16 protein-coding genes and 1 tRNA gene are annotated in these 14730 nt (G+C 62.4%); 8 read left to right on the forward strand and 9 right to left on the reverse strand.

The window, feature by feature from the left end:
- The first annotated feature begins 3 nt into the window (after window positions 1-3).
- A complete protein-coding gene (locus FNJ47_RS04315; protein ID WP_163150851.1) occupies window positions 4-192 on the forward strand; it encodes a hypothetical protein in 189 nt (62 codons plus the stop codon).
- Complete coding sequence (locus tag FNJ47_RS04320) at window positions 189-422, forward strand: hypothetical protein (RefSeq protein WP_163150853.1); 234 nt, start codon at window positions 189-191, stop codon at window positions 420-422. Before FNJ47_RS04315 ends, FNJ47_RS04320 begins: the two co-directional genes overlap by 4 nt.
- A gap of 79 nt (window positions 423-501) precedes the next feature.
- Here the strand turns inward: FNJ47_RS04320 and FNJ47_RS04325 are convergent, their stop codons facing one another.
- From FNJ47_RS04325 to FNJ47_RS04335, 4 genes are all read right to left on the reverse strand, one after another.
- Window positions 502-2139, reverse strand: coding sequence for a GmrSD restriction endonuclease domain-containing protein (locus FNJ47_RS04325; protein ID WP_163150966.1), 1638 nt, complete (start codon window positions 2137-2139; stop codon window positions 502-504).
- Between the two features lie 194 nt (window positions 2140-2333).
- Window positions 2334-2408: transfer RNA gene (locus FNJ47_RS04330), tRNA-Glu, on the reverse strand.
- 144 nt (window positions 2409-2552) lie between these two features.
- A complete protein-coding gene (locus FNJ47_RS49775) occupies window positions 2553-2702 on the reverse strand; it encodes a hypothetical protein (RefSeq protein ID WP_165445521.1) in 150 nt (49 codons plus the stop codon).
- Between the two features lie 75 nt (window positions 2703-2777).
- Window positions 2778-3119: a hypothetical protein gene (locus FNJ47_RS04335; protein WP_163150968.1), complete on the reverse strand. Its 342-nt coding sequence runs from the start codon at window positions 3117-3119 to the stop codon at window positions 2778-2780.
- Window positions 3120-3287: 168 nt separating this feature from the next.
- Here FNJ47_RS04335 and FNJ47_RS04340 point away from each other — a divergent pair, with 168 nt between their 5' ends.
- The gene (locus tag FNJ47_RS04340) at window positions 3288-4520 is read left to right on the forward strand and encodes a Zn-dependent hydrolase (RefSeq protein WP_163150970.1); all 1233 of its coding nucleotides are present in this window, start codon (window positions 3288-3290) and stop codon (window positions 4518-4520) included.
- Window positions 4521-4557: 37 nt separating this feature from the next.
- On the opposite strand, the gene FNJ47_RS04345 is transcribed toward FNJ47_RS04340, so the two are convergent.
- A complete protein-coding gene (locus tag FNJ47_RS04345; protein WP_163150972.1) occupies window positions 4558-5463 on the reverse strand; it encodes a sulfite exporter TauE/SafE family protein in 906 nt (301 codons plus the stop codon).
- A gap of 527 nt (window positions 5464-5990) precedes the next feature.
- Between FNJ47_RS04345 and FNJ47_RS04350 the strand changes: the two genes are divergently transcribed.
- The 5 genes from FNJ47_RS04350 (at window position 5991) to FNJ47_RS04370 (ending at window position 11565) form a co-directional block, all read left to right on the forward strand.
- On the forward strand, window positions 5991-7028 hold the full coding sequence (locus FNJ47_RS04350; RefSeq protein WP_163150974.1) for a PrsW family glutamic-type intramembrane protease: 1038 nt from the start codon (window positions 5991-5993) through the stop codon (window positions 7026-7028).
- Between the two features lie 79 nt (window positions 7029-7107).
- Window positions 7108-8967 carry an acyltransferase family protein gene (locus FNJ47_RS04355; RefSeq protein ID WP_163150976.1) on the forward strand — a complete coding sequence of 620 codons (1860 nt, stop codon included), beginning with the start codon at window positions 7108-7110 and terminating at the stop codon, window positions 8965-8967.
- An 88-nt stretch (window positions 8968-9055) separates the two neighbouring features.
- Window positions 9056-9628 carry an HdeD family acid-resistance protein gene (locus tag FNJ47_RS04360; protein WP_163150978.1) on the forward strand — a complete coding sequence of 191 codons (573 nt, stop codon included), beginning with the start codon at window positions 9056-9058 and terminating at the stop codon, window positions 9626-9628.
- A 239-nt stretch (window positions 9629-9867) separates the two neighbouring features.
- Window positions 9868-10953, forward strand: coding sequence for a 3-deoxy-7-phosphoheptulonate synthase (locus FNJ47_RS04365; protein ID WP_163150980.1), 1086 nt, complete (start codon window positions 9868-9870; stop codon window positions 10951-10953).
- Window positions 10954-11118: 165 nt separating this feature from the next.
- Entirely contained in the window at window positions 11119-11565 is a 447-nt protein-coding gene (locus FNJ47_RS04370) for a VOC family protein (protein ID WP_163150982.1), read from the forward strand.
- A 121-nt stretch (window positions 11566-11686) separates the two neighbouring features.
- Here FNJ47_RS04370 and FNJ47_RS04375 read toward each other — a convergent pair whose 3' ends face one another.
- Genes FNJ47_RS04375 through epmA form a run of 4 tightly spaced genes read right to left on the reverse strand, consistent with a single transcriptional unit; the run spans window position 11687 to window position 14336 of the window.
- The gene (locus FNJ47_RS04375) at window positions 11687-11953 is read right to left on the reverse strand and encodes a hypothetical protein (protein ID WP_163150984.1); all 267 of its coding nucleotides are present in this window, start codon (window positions 11951-11953) and stop codon (window positions 11687-11689) included.
- 22 nt (window positions 11954-11975) lie between these two features.
- Window positions 11976-12227 carry a hypothetical protein gene (locus FNJ47_RS04380; protein WP_165445519.1) on the reverse strand — a complete coding sequence of 84 codons (252 nt, stop codon included), beginning with the start codon at window positions 12225-12227 and terminating at the stop codon, window positions 11976-11978.
- Window positions 12196-13287 carry a lysine-2,3-aminomutase-like protein gene (locus tag FNJ47_RS04385; protein ID WP_163150986.1) on the reverse strand — a complete coding sequence of 364 codons (1092 nt, stop codon included), beginning with the start codon at window positions 13285-13287 and terminating at the stop codon, window positions 12196-12198. Before FNJ47_RS04385 ends, FNJ47_RS04380 begins: the two co-directional genes overlap by 32 nt.
- Window positions 13284-14336, reverse strand: a complete 1053-nt coding sequence (gene epmA / locus FNJ47_RS04390) for an EF-P lysine aminoacylase EpmA (RefSeq protein ID WP_163150988.1) — start codon at window positions 14334-14336, stop codon at window positions 13284-13286. Before epmA ends, FNJ47_RS04385 begins: the two co-directional genes overlap by 4 nt.
- Between the last annotated feature and the right edge of the window lie 394 nt (window positions 14337-14730).

Genomic DNA, 14730 nt, shown 5'->3' on the forward strand with positions numbered 1-14730 from the left:
CGCATGCAACGTAACCACTACATTGCTCTGGCGCTGCTCGAATACAGCCCTTTCGAGCGGCATCCGCGCGGCGGCTGGCGGTTTGGTGCCAGGAAGATCACGAGGGAGATGGCCGACCGCCTGATCGCCGGCGGTCGCGCGAAAATCGTGGGCGACAAACTACAGCTAGCGAAGCCAGAGACTCGTGCATGACCGCACAGATCACCGAGAAACGCTTGCAAGACGCAATTGCGCTCGTTTCCGAGGTGATTATCTTGCATGGGGAGAAATATGCACCACTGCTTGATCGTCTGGAGCAAGAGCTCGAGGCGATCAAGCGCTACGAGAGCCCCGTTAGCCGCGCTCAGCGCCATCTTGCACAGCACGGATCGGGGCGACGAGTCATCGGGCCCCGCAATGCCTTAGCAGCATCCCGCCCTTAATAGCTTTCGGCTCGCGCTGTTCTCAGACTCACAACGAGTCGGATACAGACGGCGGTCAAATCAGCCCTGTCTGCATCGGTCATTCTGCTGCTTGTTTGCCATTCGCCATCAGCCAATCTTTTATACTGTTGCAATATGGATGCGTCAGTTGCGCGTTATCTATGTGAGCAGTTCCGCCGTATTTTCTATCGACTGCATGGTCTACGGAAATGGACTTGGACTGCATCCTGCATCCGCAAAGCTTACAACGCATCGACGTTTGCAACGCTTCCCTGATGTACGCCGCAGATTTCACGTTCCTACTGAACTTCTTTCCTTTGGGAGCATCCTCCTCATCAGCGGGCTGATACTTCGTCAGAAAGCTAAACTTCTGATCCCTCTTCAGCCCCTCCAAAATTGCAGCCGAATCCATGCCGCTGCCAAGACCGCCTAGGATTTTTTCGAAAAGATCCTCTACCCAGTCGTATCCCTTTGCGCCGCTTCCCCGCTTGGTGACAACCTGATTTATGAATTCCTTGTTTGTTATGAGGAATTCTTCGAACTCTCTTCGAATAAGCGTGAACTTTTTTAGCTTGTCCTGCTCCACGAGCTTTCGCGTGAGGCTCACGATAGCCAAAAAGGAGGTAGGCTGATGCTTTCCCGACGCGCTATAAACGTATACTGCAGGATCGAAGCCGAGCGACGATGGCTGTGTACCGGAGAGCCGTTGCGCTAGATCGCGCGTATTCTTCAAATATCGATACGTTTCTTCACCAGTTAGGTCTGGCGTGAACCCTGGTTGATGGGAACCCTTTTTCACGTCCACTACAGGGACGCCGTTGGCGAGGTTCACGAGATCAAATATCAGCGGAAGCGCCTGCCCGCTCTTTCCCGCGACGGGTAGGTTAAGGGTTTTAACCGGCGTCTCTAAGGGAGGATAAAACAAAATAGAGAATATCTCCCTGCCGATCGTTTCCATGGCTGCGCCCAGATCGTTGGAAAATCCAGACCAGTATTTATGCCCGGTCGCGTTTCTCACGATCACCCGCGCGGCAATTGCATTGGGCGAAGTGCGCGCCTTCAATATTCGTAGTTCTGTTCGATCGATCCCCACAGCTTCTTGGTTGATCTTAAAGAATGAATCTTCGGCCTTCTTAGCGTCGCTGTCAGGCACCCACTGCAACTGGAGAGCCAAAGAGCCTAGGCGTCGGGCGCGCTCGACTATTTCCGGTTTCGAGTTCTGAGGGAATTCGATCGCCTTCTTATGCTCGATATAGCTTCCGATCGTCGCGTCAATTTCTTTCCTCGTGCGATCCGCAGCCCGTTGCTGTTCGACTGGGATCTCATTCTGAAAGAATTTTCGGGATATTTCCTTGTCGCCATAGTCGTCGTGCACCCACGCAGCAAGTGCGCTCAATCGATGGGCTCCGTCGATAACGAAGGTGTATCGGCCGGATTGCCAGAGGATGACCGCCGGGATCAGATCACCGTCCAAGAAAGTGCGAACGAACTCGACGATCTTGGTAGAGTCCCAATTTGCAGTCTCGCGCTGAAAATCCGGCTTTCTCAACGCGTCATAGAGGAAGGCGTTGGGCTCAAGATCGTTGATCTTTAGAGTTTGCGACTTCGGAAAAGCTCTCCCGAACTCCGTTCGCACCTCAAAGTCTTCGCGCGGGATCAGCGCGTCCAGGTTAACCGCGGTCATAGCTTCGTCCTCAGGCTGAATCGGTTCAGCCACCGAGGCCACAGTACCTGAGGTTGTAAGTTGAAGGGCTCATTTAGCCCTTCACCCACAGTTTCCCAACCTCGGAATGGAGGAACAAAATGAGAACGCAAGAAACATTACCCACGTCCAACAAAACGTCCAACACGCGTGAGAGCCGGAGCTCAACCATTTGGAATATCAGGTGTTTTTTCGGCGCCCGTACGCGATGGCGCTCCCTAGCGGAATCGAACCGCTCTCTCCACCGTGAAAGGGTGGCGTCCTAACCGATAGACGAAGGGAGCAAAACCCCCGGCAAATCAATACGTTAGACGTGAGATGCGCCGGACTGGCCACAGCCGTCAACGGCCGCGACGGGCGAACGTATAGTGGCGATTGGCCGGGCGGGCAAGCGTTCAGAACGCTTTTCCCGCGTCACCTGCCGCAGATCACTTGCAGGACAACCCGGCCTCGATCGAGGTCCAGAAGCCGCAATGCGGCGGCACATGGGCGTGCGCCCGCGAACCACCCACGTGAATCAGGATGGCGGCCGCGAGTGCGACGACGATGGCGGGAACAAAGGCTCTTCGGAACGACATGGGGCTGCGCATCGAACGACAACGTGGCCTAACTAAGGCCTGCGCGCCGAACGGCGGCATGTTCCGCGCCGGCCGCTAGTGATTGCTGGCGACGTCCTGACGATTCGTCGGCTGCGCCGCTGCCACCGCCGGTGCCTTCTTGATGCAGGTGCTGCAGATCACGAGCTTGCGCGCCAACCGATCGTCCGCGTCCTCTTCCGAGAGTTGCGTCTCTGCTGCCGCCGGCGACGCATTGCGCGCATGGCGGCGCGGCTGCGGCTGATTGGGATCCTGTCCGGCACCGTCCCAGGCCAGCGGACCTGTTCCCGACGGCGGGGTCGTCATGCTGTATTGTTGCGAATATTGCGCACAGGCGCCGAGCGCGATCGGAAGAAACAGCACAGCGGCCTTGCGAGCCCAGTTCCGGAATGCAGACATGATCACACTCACACGCTATTCGTACCGCGACATCAGTACTGCGACCTAAGAGCAGAACCGCTAACAATTCGTTTGCCCTGATTTATTCCGTCGCACCCAACCGCGACGGCATCAAGACGGGATTGAGGCGCGAACACGCCAATCAAAACGCTAATCCGGAGTCCACTTATGCCAGGCATCAACGGTCGCTTCGACGGCAAGCGCGTGCTCGCCGATCTCAACGCGCTGCGTGCGATCGGCGCCTACAAGACCGGCGTGCACAAGCCGACATTCTCGGAACCGCATTTGCGCTCGCTCGATTGGCTCGCCGGACATCTGCCCGACGCAGGTCTCACTGCAACGATCGACGGCATCGGCAACGTGCTCGGCTTTAGCGCGAAGGCCGGACCGAAACTGCTCGCCGGCTCGCATCTGGAAAGCCAGAACCATGCGGGCTGGCTCGATGGACCGCTCGGCGTGATCTATGCGCTCGAGGCCGCGCGCGTCATCAATCCCGATCCGGACATTCGCGGCGCGGTCGAGGTCGCCGCGTGGTGCGACGAGGAAGGACATTTCGGCAGCTTCCTCGGCAGCCGTTCCTTCGCCGGGACCGTCACCGAAGCCGACATCGATGCCGCGCGCGACCGCTCCAGCGATCGCACCATGCGACAGGCGTTGCACGATGCGGGCTTCGCCGGCCGGCCGCGCCTCAACGCCGAACCTCGTCGCCATATCGGATATCTCGAAGCCCATATCGAGCAAGGCGACACGCTGGAGGGCAGCGGGCTCAACATCGGTATCGTCACGTCGATCGTCGGCATCTGGCAGTACCGCATCACGTTCACCGGCGAGCAGAACCATGCCGGCACCACGCGGATGGCGGTGCGCAAGGATGCGGGCCTGGCATTGGCGCGGTTCTGCGTCGCGATCGACGACAGCTTCCCTGCCCTGTGCGGACCACGCACGGTATGGACCACCGGCCGTATCACGCTGGATCCGGGGGCGCCGAGCGTGATCCCGGGCAGCGCCGAGATGCTGTTCCAGATCCGTGACGACAATCCCGAGGTGATTGCCCGCCTCGAGGAGCACTTGCACCGGATGGCGGCCGACGTCACCGCGCAAGGCCGCTGCAGCGTGAAGGTTGAGCGCATCCGCACCGGCGTGCCCGCGATAATGACGCCCGCGTTCCAGGATACGATCGAGGCCGCGAGCGCGGCCTGCGCCGGCGGCAAATCAATCCGGATGCCGAGCGGCGCCGGCCACGACGCCCAGGTCCTCGCCACCATCATGCCGGCGGCGATGCTGTTCGTGCCGTCGATCGGCGGCATCAGCCATCACTGGAGCGAGAATACCGCCGACGCCGACATCGTCACGGGAGCCGAGGTGTTTGTCGAAACCTGCCGGCGCCTGCTGGCAGGCTAGCCAGGTTGCGGACGCGACCGCGCGGCATGGTCCGCCGTCAGTTCGGACCGCTCCGGTTGCCCGATTTCAGCGAAGCCATCGCGTGCGAGCTCTGCACGCCGCCTCTCCGCGCGGTGAAGAAGACGTACAGCAAGCAGACGTCGATCAGCATCGTGGCGGCCATGACGCTGTAGGCCCATGGGCTTTCGATCAGCTTCACTTCCATCAGCACGCGCGACAGGCCGAAGCCCACGACCCACGCATCGAAGCTCATGCAGATCCGGCGAAACGTCTCGGCATCCAGCCGCCGGATCAACCAGGCTCCGAGCGGGATGCCGACGACAACACAGGGAACGAGCACGAACAGGATGCTCCGGCTCTCTTCGATGAACAGGCCGAGCTTGTAGTACGCGATCGCAGTCAGGCTGGACTCGGTCACCCGAACCAGTGCGAGACCGGCCCGGAACTCATCTTTGACGAGACCCTGATTGTTGAAAAGGATCGCCAGCGGCGGTCCCGAGATGGTCGTGACCGAGTACAGGACTCCGAGCGTCGTTCCAAAAGGCAAACCGACCAGCCATTTCGATTGGATCGGCCTCCGCCAACCGGCTGCCTGCAGCAGGATCAGCGGCAGGATGATCGAGTATGTGGCGAATTTGGTCCAGCTCGGCTGCAACGACGTCAGCGTAAAGGCTCCGACCGCGATGCCCGGCACCAGGCCGATCAGAATAGGCAGCACACGCCTCCACACCGCCGGAACGCCGCTCAGGTTGATGCACAGAACATACAGATTGACGACGACTTCGACGATGACGACGGCAGGGTTGAGGACTCGGTTGGTGTAGAAGACAAGCGCGACCGGCACGGTGAGCGAGGAAAACCCGTAACCCAGCGCACCGTTCACAAAGGCCGCAAACAGAGCGATCACGGCAAGAACGATCACAGCAGAATCAATTGACGTCATCTTTGGCTTTTACCGGATCAGTCGCTTTGCCCGCGATATTATAGCCCATGGAAGGGAACGCGGTGTCGAAACTTGCGGCCGTGGGCCGTCGCAAGGCACCGCCCTCGCCGTCACGGCACATCGCCACCACGCAGCGCTATGGCGCTGCGCCGTGACGTTCGCCGCGATCTTCGGATCGGTGTTGTCGTGATGGCGAGGTCTAACTTGTCGGCGCGGCTCGCGACATCAAGACAAACCGGTTGACCCGACAGGCCACCACCTCATCACAAATTCGGGCACTGAAGCTCCTTCGCCTGGCATGCCGCCTGTGGCATTCCGCCGACAGGAACCTCGCCACGGCTTCGAGTTGATTGAGACCCGAAATGACGGGTTTCCGGCGCGCTTTCGCAGGCACCGTGGTATATTGGACACGAGAACCGTGTCAGCCGACCCGATTCCCCTCACCGCCCGATTTGCAATCCGCTGAACTTGCTGCCATTTCTCTGGCACGCATCGCTTTGGTGCCATCAAAGGGGCCCGTCCGGCTCATGTTGTTGCTTGAGTCGCTTCCAACGGTAATCGGCGCCGCCGCCATTGCTCCCGCGTTGCTGGTATTGTGGCTCGTCATCGCCGCTGACGAGCGCCCCGGACCGCCGGTGCAGGTGTGGCTGGCCTTCGTGCTCGGCGCAGCCAGCATCTCGCTGCTAGGGCTGGCGCGACTTCCGTTCAATGCGCTACTCGCCATCCCCGACAATCCCTGGGCGACGCAGGCGATGCGCGCTCTGTTCGGCGTCGCGGCGCCGGAGGAGATCGTCAAGGTTCTCGTCATCGTCGTCATCTCGACGCGCCGCCGTGCCTTCGCCGATCCGATGGATACGGTGGTCTATGGCGCGGCTGCCGGGCTCGGATTTGCGGCTTACGAGAACCTCGCCTATCTCGTCCAGCACAAGGACATGTGGCGCGCGCTCGCGGCGTTGCGCAGCGTGCTGACCGTGCCGTTTCACGGCGCGCTCGGTATCATCGCCGGCGCCTACCTTGCGATCGCGCGCTCCGGCGGCGCGCTCGGCGCCTACCGGGGCCACCGCGACTGGGCCCGCATCACGAACTGGTCGCTGGTGCTGGTGGCGCCGGTCCTGCTGCACGCGGCGTTCGACTTTCCGCTGCTCGCGCTGCAGCGTATCCCCAATCTCAGCTCGAACACGCACCTGCTGCTCGGCTCGGCGAGCGTGCTGATCGGCTTCTCCTCGATCGGTTTTGCAGTCCGACTGGTGCGCCGCCTCGGCAAACATCATGCGCCGCGCACCGACGTTGCCCGCGAGCGGCTCAGCCAGTTGCGGCGGATGTGGGCGCTGCTGCTGATCGGCGGCGGGACTGGTTTTGCCGGTGTCTCCTTCCTGTTGACCTCGCTGCATCACTGGTACGTCAATCCCGAGCGCAATGCGTCCTTCATCCTGGTTCCGATCGGCTTCACCTCGATCCTGATCGGACTTGCGCTCCTGATCGCGACCACCGCCGTTTACTTCCTCGGCCGCAACCGGATGCGGACCGCCGCCGAGGGCTTTCCGTCCGCGCCCGGTCAAAGCTAGCGCCCCGTCCGGCTCCGATCCCCTTGCAAAATAACCTCGGCGGGTTCAGGGAGGGACACAGACTAGGCGCGAGAGGACGATGGGGCACAACTACAAGAATTATCGGCCGGATATCGATGGCCTACGGGCCGTTGCCGTCTCGTTGGTCGTGCTCGGCCACGCGTTCCCGCAATATGTTCCCGGGGGTTTCGTCGGGGTCGACATCTTCTTCGTCATTTCCGGCTACCTGATCACCGGGATCATCTATGGTGACATTCAGAACGGGAGCTTCAGCCTTGTGACGTTCTATGCGCGTCGCATTCGCAGGATTTTTCCCGCCCTGATCGTCGTCTTGATCGCCGCCTTCATCGCCGGATGGCAACTTCTGATGCCGAGCGAGTTGGTGGCCCTTGGAAAGGAGATTGCGGCAGGCGCGGGTTTCTCGGCAAACCTGCTATTCTATTCGGAGGGTGGCTATTTCGACGCGGCCGCGCAAACGAAGCCGCTGCTCCATCTCTGGTCGCTCGGCATCGAGGAACAGTTCTATCTTGTCTGGCCTTTGCTGCTGTGGGCGCTGATGCGATGGCGGATCGCCGCCGCCGCCCCCCTTGCCCTGATCTTCATCGCATCGCTTGTCGCAAATATCCTGGTCGTTCGAACCAACCCTGAAGCCGCATTCTACCAGCCGTTCACGCGGGCGTGGGAGCTCGCGGCCGGAGCATTGGTGGCCGTCTGCCTGCCCAACGGATTCTCCGCCGCGCGCGACCTTCTCGGATGGTCCGCGCTCGCAGTGATCGCGGCGGTAACCGCATTCTATTCGCCCTCCATGACCTACCCCGGGATCGCAGCGGTGGCGCCGGTCGCCGCAGCCGCGGCCCTCATCATGTCAGGTCGCAATCGATTTCTCTCGACCCGTACCGCGGTCGCGATCGGGCTGATCAGCTATCCGCTCTACCTCTGGCATTGGCCGATCCTGGTTTTTGCGGCGAGCTTCAAAGGTCGTCCCCTGACTTTGGCCGAGAACGGGCTGGCCGTTGGGGCCAGCTTCATTCTGGCCTGGGCAACCTTTCGCTACGTCGAGCGCCCAATCAGGTTCGGGCAGTGGCGGGTGGCGCCGGTCCTTGCGGCATCGTTGATGGCCGTTGCATCGGTGGGAGCTTTGGCGATCGTCGACGGCTTTGCCTTTCGGCTTCCGGCGATCGTTCGCGAAGCCGGCGCCATGACCGTATCCAGGGACTTCCTGAGATACGGCGAATGCCATATCTCCGCTTCCGCCGATCCCGCGTTTGAACCGAGTTGCGTCGACGCCAGCAAGCGTCCGCTTGTTTTCGTATGGGGCGATTCGACCGCCGGCATGCTCGCCGCCGGGCTGCGGCAAGTCCAGGGCGATCAATTCGGGTTGGCCCAGTTCACCGTCAATTCCTGCCCGCCGCTCTTCACCACGCAGGCCGAGACCATTCCGTTTTGTGTTCAGACCAACCGCCACATCGTTGCTGCGGTTGCCCGCTCGCACCCCGATGTCGTGCTCCTGCACATGTTGTGGAGCAGAGAACCCACCGCCGACGATCTCCGCCCAACGATTGCCGCCCTCAGACAGGCCGGCGACGCCCGTATCATCCTGGTCGGCCCTGTCCCGGTGTGGACCGACACGGTGCCCCATCTGACGGTGCAATATTTCCTGCGCCATCATGCGTTGATCCCGGAACGCAGCCACGATGTGCGATCGACCAAGCAGGCTGACGACAGGGTTGGGCAGATCGCCGCCGATCTCGGGATCGAATATCTGTCGCCCTATGAGGAGCTGTGCAACGCGGACGGATGTCTGACGAGGGTCGGGACCAGCGCAAACGATCTGGTATCGGCCGACTTCCTGCATCTGTCGCCGCGCGCCTCGCGATATCTGGCGGCCAAGCTCGTGCCAAGGATTCTGGCTGTCGAAAACCGCCATGCGGAAAGATGAGCGCACAGCTATCGCTGCCGCAACTGACGGAGCTGACCATTGTAGCCGGTTAGGATAGACTGCACACGCGCAGATCCGGAGAGCCGCGATGACCCTGTCCAACGACCTCGACAAGCTCCGATCGGAAGTGAAGGCCGCCGTCAAGCAGCACTGGAAGGCGTTCCTGTTCGAAGGCATCCTGCTCGTCGTCCTCGGCATCGCCGCGATGATCGTGCCGACCTTCGCGAGCCTCGCCGTCACCATCTTTCTCGGCTGGATGTTCCTGATCTCAGGCATCGGCGGGCTGATCGCAACGTTCTGGGCCCGCAACATGCCGGGCTTCTGGTGGTCGCTGATCTCGGCCGCGCTCGCCGTGCTGGCAGGCATGGTGCTGCTCGCCCGTCCGATGCAGGGCGTGCTGACGCTGACCATCGTCATCGGCGCCTATTTCATCGCCGAGGGCGTCGCCACCATCATGTACGCGCTGGAGCATCGCCGCGAATTGTCGGGACGCTGGTCCTGGCTCTTGATCGCCGGCCTGATGGATATCGTGATCGCCTTCTTCATCATCGCCGGCCTGCCGGAGTCGGCCGGATGGGCGATTGGCCTCCTCGTCGGCCTCAATCTGATGTTCGGCGGGGCGACCCTGATCGGCATGGCGTTGGCGGCGCGCAACACCTGACGGGCAACTGGCTGCCCTGCGCGGATTGGGGGGGTGACAGGCCCGCATCCGTGCGCTATAGAGCCGCCCCATGATCACCGTCGCCACCAGCTATTTTTGGTACTTTAGCTACGACAGCTCGCTGGCGGCAGGAGGATCGCGCTCAATCTGAAGAATTGCAGCAAACATCCAAAACAAGCCGCCAGACCTGGCGGCTTTTTTGTGTGCCGGCAGGTCCCGAAATCCCAAAGGAGCCAGCCGTGTTGAGTACGACAGACGATCTTCGCATCAAGGAACTGAAAGAGCTGAGTACGCCCGAAGAGGTGATGCGGGAGGTCCCGCGCACACTGACGGCGACACGCGTGGTGATGGGCGCCCGCAACGCCATCCACGCGATCCTCAACGGCACCGATGACCGCCTGCTGGTCGTCGTCGGCCCCTGCTCCATCCACGATCCCGCGGCGGCCGTCGATTACGCCGAGCGTCTCGCCGGCCTGCGTGAACAGCTCGCCGACCGCCTCGAGATCGTGATGCGGGTCTATTTCGAGAAGCCGCGCACCACGGTGGGCTGGAAGGGGCTGATCAACGATCCCGATCTCGACGGCAGCTTCGACATCAACAAGGGTCTGCGGCTCGCCCGCAACGTGCTGTCGGCCGTGAACAATCTCGGCCTGCCGGCCGGCACCGAATTCCTCGATATGACGACGCCGCAATACATCGCCGATTTGGTCTCCTGGGCCGCGATCGGCGCGCGCACCACCGAGAGCCAGATCCATCGCGAGCTGGCGTCCGGTCTGTCCTGCCCGGTCGGCTTCAAGAACAGCACCGACGGCGGCGTGCGGATCGCCGCCGACGCGGTGAAATCGGCGTCGCACCCGCATCATTTCATGGCGGTCACCAAGGGCGGCCGGTCGGCGATCGCCGCCACCAGCGGCAACGAGGACTGCCACGTCATCCTGCGCGGCGGCCGGGTGCCGAACTATGATGCCGCAAGCGTCGATGCGGCCGCCGTCGAACTCGGTCACGCCGGTGTCGCACCGCGGCTGATGATCGACACCAGCCACGCCAACAGCAGCAAGAAGCCGGAGAACCAGCCGGCGGTTGCCGCTGACATCGCACGGCAGGTCGCTGGCGGCGAGCAGCGCATCGTCGGCGTGATGATCGAGAGCAATCTGGTCGCCGGTCGTCAGGACGTCGTACCGGGCAAGCCGCTGACCTACGGCCAGAGCATCACGGACGGCTGCATCGACCTCGATGTGACTGCTGACGTGCTGAAGCAGCTCGCCGATGCCGTCGATGCCAGGCGCAAGGTGCGGCGTGACGGCCTGCAGGAGCGCTCGGCCTGACGCGACGGTCCGGATTGAGCTTTGCTGGCGGTGCGCACGAAATCGCGCTCCGCCAGCTTTCCAAGAGCCGTTGCGGGTCGTTGCAGCGCGAGGCGCCGGAATGGAGGTGTCATACGACTGGCTTAAGGTGTTTAATGGTCGCGGGGCTCGAACACGGAGTTCTCAATGAACAGCGTACAAATCGAGCAAAAGAGTTACGAGATGCCCCCGCAGGAGGGGATCAGCATCGCCCAATTTCTCACCGTCGCCGACATTGAGCGATCGGCTCGCTACTATGAAAAGGTTTTCGGCGCTCGCATTTTGAGCCTCGGTGACGGCAATGCGCCCGGATACCTTCAATTCGAAAATATCTGGATGATTTTGAACGTCGGAGGCGGACCGACACCGGACAAGCCGACGGTATCGCTCAGCGTTCCCGACCCGAACAACATCAACAGTTTTCTGAATCTCCGCGTTGCGGATATTCAAGCGTGCTATCGACTCTGGAAAAGCCGAGGAGCCGAGTTCATCACCGAGCCGTTGGAGAAATACGGCGAGTGGCGCTGCTACATCCGCGACCCCGACGGTTATCTGATCGAGGTGGGCCAGAGCACTACCGTCAAATACGGCTAACGCTCTGGCCGCACCGGGTGCGGATCTAGCAGCTTGCGCATCTCCGCACGGGAAAACCTCGCCCTGTTTGCGGCGTGCCCTATGATTCGAAAATAGGTACCGTGCCGGCGTTGCTGGCGGCCTAGCAGCCGCGACAGATGCTCTTGATCTTCTTGTCGAGCGCAGCGTCTTCCTTGTTGGCCTGGCTGTTCGGATCGCTGATATTCTTCTCGTTGCCGACGTCGCCGCGGCGCGGCTGACGATGTCCGACCGGCGCTTCCGGCACCCCGGAATTCTTCTGCATGGAGGACGATCCGCCCTGTTGCTGCGCCCAGGCATTGGACGTTCCAAGCTGGGGCGCTCCAACCGCAACCACCATCAGAGCCATCAACAAAACTGTCTTCCGCATCTCGCGTCTCCGCTTCTCAACCCTATTGCGCCCGTTCCGGCACTTCGACGGTAGCACAGTTGCGTCGCCCCTGCGCTGCGCAATCCTGTACCTTCCGTATATCGGCCATCGTGCCAAGGAGCCAGATTCCCGCGGCGACCAGCACCGCAAAGAAGCCGAACATCACAGCATTTTCGATGCCGCGGTTGCCCTCATTGTCGGGCGGCTCGCGCCGTCCGTCCCCGGCCCCGCTCACCGCGGGCTCACGATTGCGGCGGGTAAAGGTGAACGTCACCGCAATAATCGACGATACGGTATCGCCGTTCCACGTCTTCCTCACCTTCGCGGGAAGCCGGCTGCGACAAATAGGTCGGGCCGATCGGCGCCTTGCCGTGGCCGCCGGGGATGTCGAGGACATAATCCGGCTGACACAGTCCGGAGACGCGCCCGCGCAATGCCCGCATCAACGCCTGACCGGCTTCGATCGTGGTGCGCAAATGCGCGGTGCCGGGCGCAAGGTCGCCGTGATGCAGGTAATAGGGCTTGATCCGGCACTCCACGAAGGCGCGCATCAGTGCCTCGAGCGTCGCCGCATCGTCATTGACGCCGCGCAACAAGACCGACTGGCTGACCAATGGAATGCCGGCGTCAACAAGGCGGGCGCACGCCGCGCGGGCATTGGCGCCCAATTCGCGCGGATGGTTGGCGTGGATCGCAATCCAGGTCGTCGCGCCTTCGGCCCGCAGCGCCGCAACCGTCTCCGGATTGATGCGGGCCGGATCGGCAATCGGGACGCGAGTGTGGAGGCGGATGATCTTGACGTGATCGATGGCGGCGAGGTCGGCCATGATCTCGGTCAACCTGCGCGGCGACAGCATCAAGGGATCGCCGCCGGTCAGGATCACTTCCCAGATCTGTGGATGGCTACGGATGTAATCGAGCCCCGCGTGGTAGGCGTCGTCCGACAAGGCCGATGCCTTTCCGGGCCCGACCATTTCGCGCCGGAAGCAAAACCGGCAATACACCGCGCAGACATGGACGAGCTTGAACAACACCCGGTCCGGATAGCGATGCACGATGCCTGAGACCGGCGAATGCGCATCGTCGCCGATCGGGTCGGCGTTCTCGCCCGGCAGCTCCACGAGTTCGTCGGGGCTCGGGATGAACTGCCGCGCGATCGGGTCGGCAGGATCGGCCGGATCGATCAGCGCGGCGAGCTCCGGCGTCACCGCGACCGCGTAACGCGCAGCCACCTGCTCGAGCGCGGCAAGGGCTGCGACCGGCGCGAGGCCGGCATCGACCAGCTCGCGCGGCTGTCGCAGCGTCGCCGCCAATTTGTGATCGATGCTGTTCATGTCTCTCCTGCAGGCGGTGTCCAGACCACCTGATCAATTCGTGGCGCGCCGCTCGCCAGCATCACCAGCCGGTCGAAGCCGAGCGCGACGCCGCTCGCCTCGGGCATCTGGCCGACGGCGGCCAGGAAATCATCGTCGAGCGGATAGCGCTCGCCGTAGCGGCGGGCCTTCTCGTCCATCGCTGCGGTGAAACGATGGCGCTGCTCGATCGCATCGGTCAACTCGCCAAAGCCGTTGGCGAGCTCGACGCCGCAGGCATAGACCTCGAAGCGCTCGGCGACACGGGGTTCGCCCGCCTTGCTGCGGGCCAGCGCGGCCTCGGGTGACGGGTATTCGAACAGCACCGTCAGACGCCCCTGACCCAGATTGGGCTCGACATGCTCGACCAGCACCTTGCTGAAGATGTCCGACCAGGTGTCGTCGTCGGCAATCCGCACCCGCTCCTTCGCGGCCGATGCCAACGCTTCGCGATCGCCCTCGCCGCCCGCGATCGTCGCCAGCAAGTCGATCCCGGCGAAGCGCTCGAAGCCTGCGGCGACCGTCAGCAGCTCCGGCTCGGCAAACGGATCGGCCATCCTGCCGCGGAAGGAAAACCGCCCGATCCCGGTCGCCTGCGCCGCATGGGCGATCACGACGATCGTGTCGGCCATGATGGCGTCATAGCCGGCATTGGCGCGGTACCATTCCAGCATGGTGAATTCGGGGAGATGCAGGTCGCCGCGCTCGCGGTCGCGGAACACCCGCGCGAACTCGTAGATTTTCGGCTCGCCGGCCGCGAGCAGCTTCTTGCAGGCGAATTCCGGAGAGGTGCGCAGATAACGCGTCGCATGCGCACCATCGGTCTGCCTGAGCTCGGTGCGCGGGGCGTGCAGATGCGTCTCGTTACCCGGTGAGATCTGCAGGATGGCGGTCTCGACCTCGGCAAATCCCTGCTCCTCGAACCAGGCGCGGAGCGCCCGCGTGATCGCGGTCCGCGCCTGCAGGAAGGGCCTGCGGTCGGCATAGCGCGACGGTGTCCACCATGGCGAGGGCTGGTCGTGTGCTGTCATCGCGCGGCCGTCCCGGCGGTTGCGGATTCAACATCAACATGCCTCCACCCGCATTCAAGAGTCGGACGCAAATACTTGATTCCAAACAAATACATGACGCACACGACCTTGGCCTCCGGGGAGATGCGGCGACGCGGATCCCTTCTTGTCGAAAGATGCCGGTGTTGTCCATCGGTCGCCTCGGCTGAGCCTGAGCGGGGGCCCAGCATCCCGCACCGGTCCAACCGGCACGGATCAACCCATGTTCCGTCGACTGCGACCTCCGGGTACCCCACGGCTGCCTGGGCTTGCCTTGCTCGCGCGAGCCCGGCGCCAGCGGCCTGGGACGCGGATTCGGCTCGGAAACAGGGTCAATCCCGGCGAGCGGGAACGGTTGGCAAACTGCTGAATTCGG

Source organism: Bradyrhizobium uaiense (genome assembly GCF_010811875.1).
Classification (GTDB): Bacteria; Pseudomonadota; Alphaproteobacteria; order Rhizobiales; family Xanthobacteraceae; genus Bradyrhizobium; species Bradyrhizobium uaiense.

Excerpts from the sequence above, each read along its gene's own strand:
- FNJ47_RS04345 (WP_163150972.1), bottom strand. The coding sequence starts at position 5,463 with ATGACGTCAATTGATTCTGCTGTGATCGTTCTTGCCGTGATCGCTCTG.
- FNJ47_RS49775 (WP_165445521.1), bottom strand. The coding sequence starts at position 2,702 with ATGTCGTTCCGAAGAGCCTTTGTTCCCGCCATCGTCGTCGCACTCGCG.
- epmA (WP_163150988.1), bottom strand. The coding sequence starts at position 14,336 with ATGACAGCACACGACCAGCCCTCGCCATGGTGGACACCGTCGCGCTAT.
- FNJ47_RS04340 (WP_163150970.1), top strand. The coding sequence starts at position 3,288 with ATGCCAGGCATCAACGGTCGCTTCGACGGCAAGCGCGTGCTCGCCGAT.
- FNJ47_RS04335 (WP_163150968.1), bottom strand. The coding sequence starts at position 3,119 with ATGTCTGCATTCCGGAACTGGGCTCGCAAGGCCGCTGTGCTGTTTCTT.
- FNJ47_RS04355 (WP_163150976.1), top strand. The coding sequence starts at position 7,108 with ATGGGGCACAACTACAAGAATTATCGGCCGGATATCGATGGCCTACGG.
- FNJ47_RS04315 (WP_163150851.1), top strand. The coding sequence starts at position 4 with ATGCAACGTAACCACTACATTGCTCTGGCGCTGCTCGAATACAGCCCT.
- FNJ47_RS04350 (WP_163150974.1), top strand. The coding sequence starts at position 5,991 with ATGTTGTTGCTTGAGTCGCTTCCAACGGTAATCGGCGCCGCCGCCATT.
- FNJ47_RS04360 (WP_163150978.1), top strand. The coding sequence starts at position 9,056 with ATGACCCTGTCCAACGACCTCGACAAGCTCCGATCGGAAGTGAAGGCC.
- FNJ47_RS04320 (WP_163150853.1), top strand. The coding sequence starts at position 189 with ATGACCGCACAGATCACCGAGAAACGCTTGCAAGACGCAATTGCGCTC.
- FNJ47_RS04385 (WP_163150986.1), bottom strand. The coding sequence starts at position 13,287 with ATGAACAGCATCGATCACAAATTGGCGGCGACGCTGCGACAGCCGCGC.
- FNJ47_RS04375 (WP_163150984.1), bottom strand. The coding sequence starts at position 11,953 with ATGCGGAAGACAGTTTTGTTGATGGCTCTGATGGTGGTTGCGGTTGGA.
- FNJ47_RS04370 (WP_163150982.1), top strand. The coding sequence starts at position 11,119 with ATGAACAGCGTACAAATCGAGCAAAAGAGTTACGAGATGCCCCCGCAG.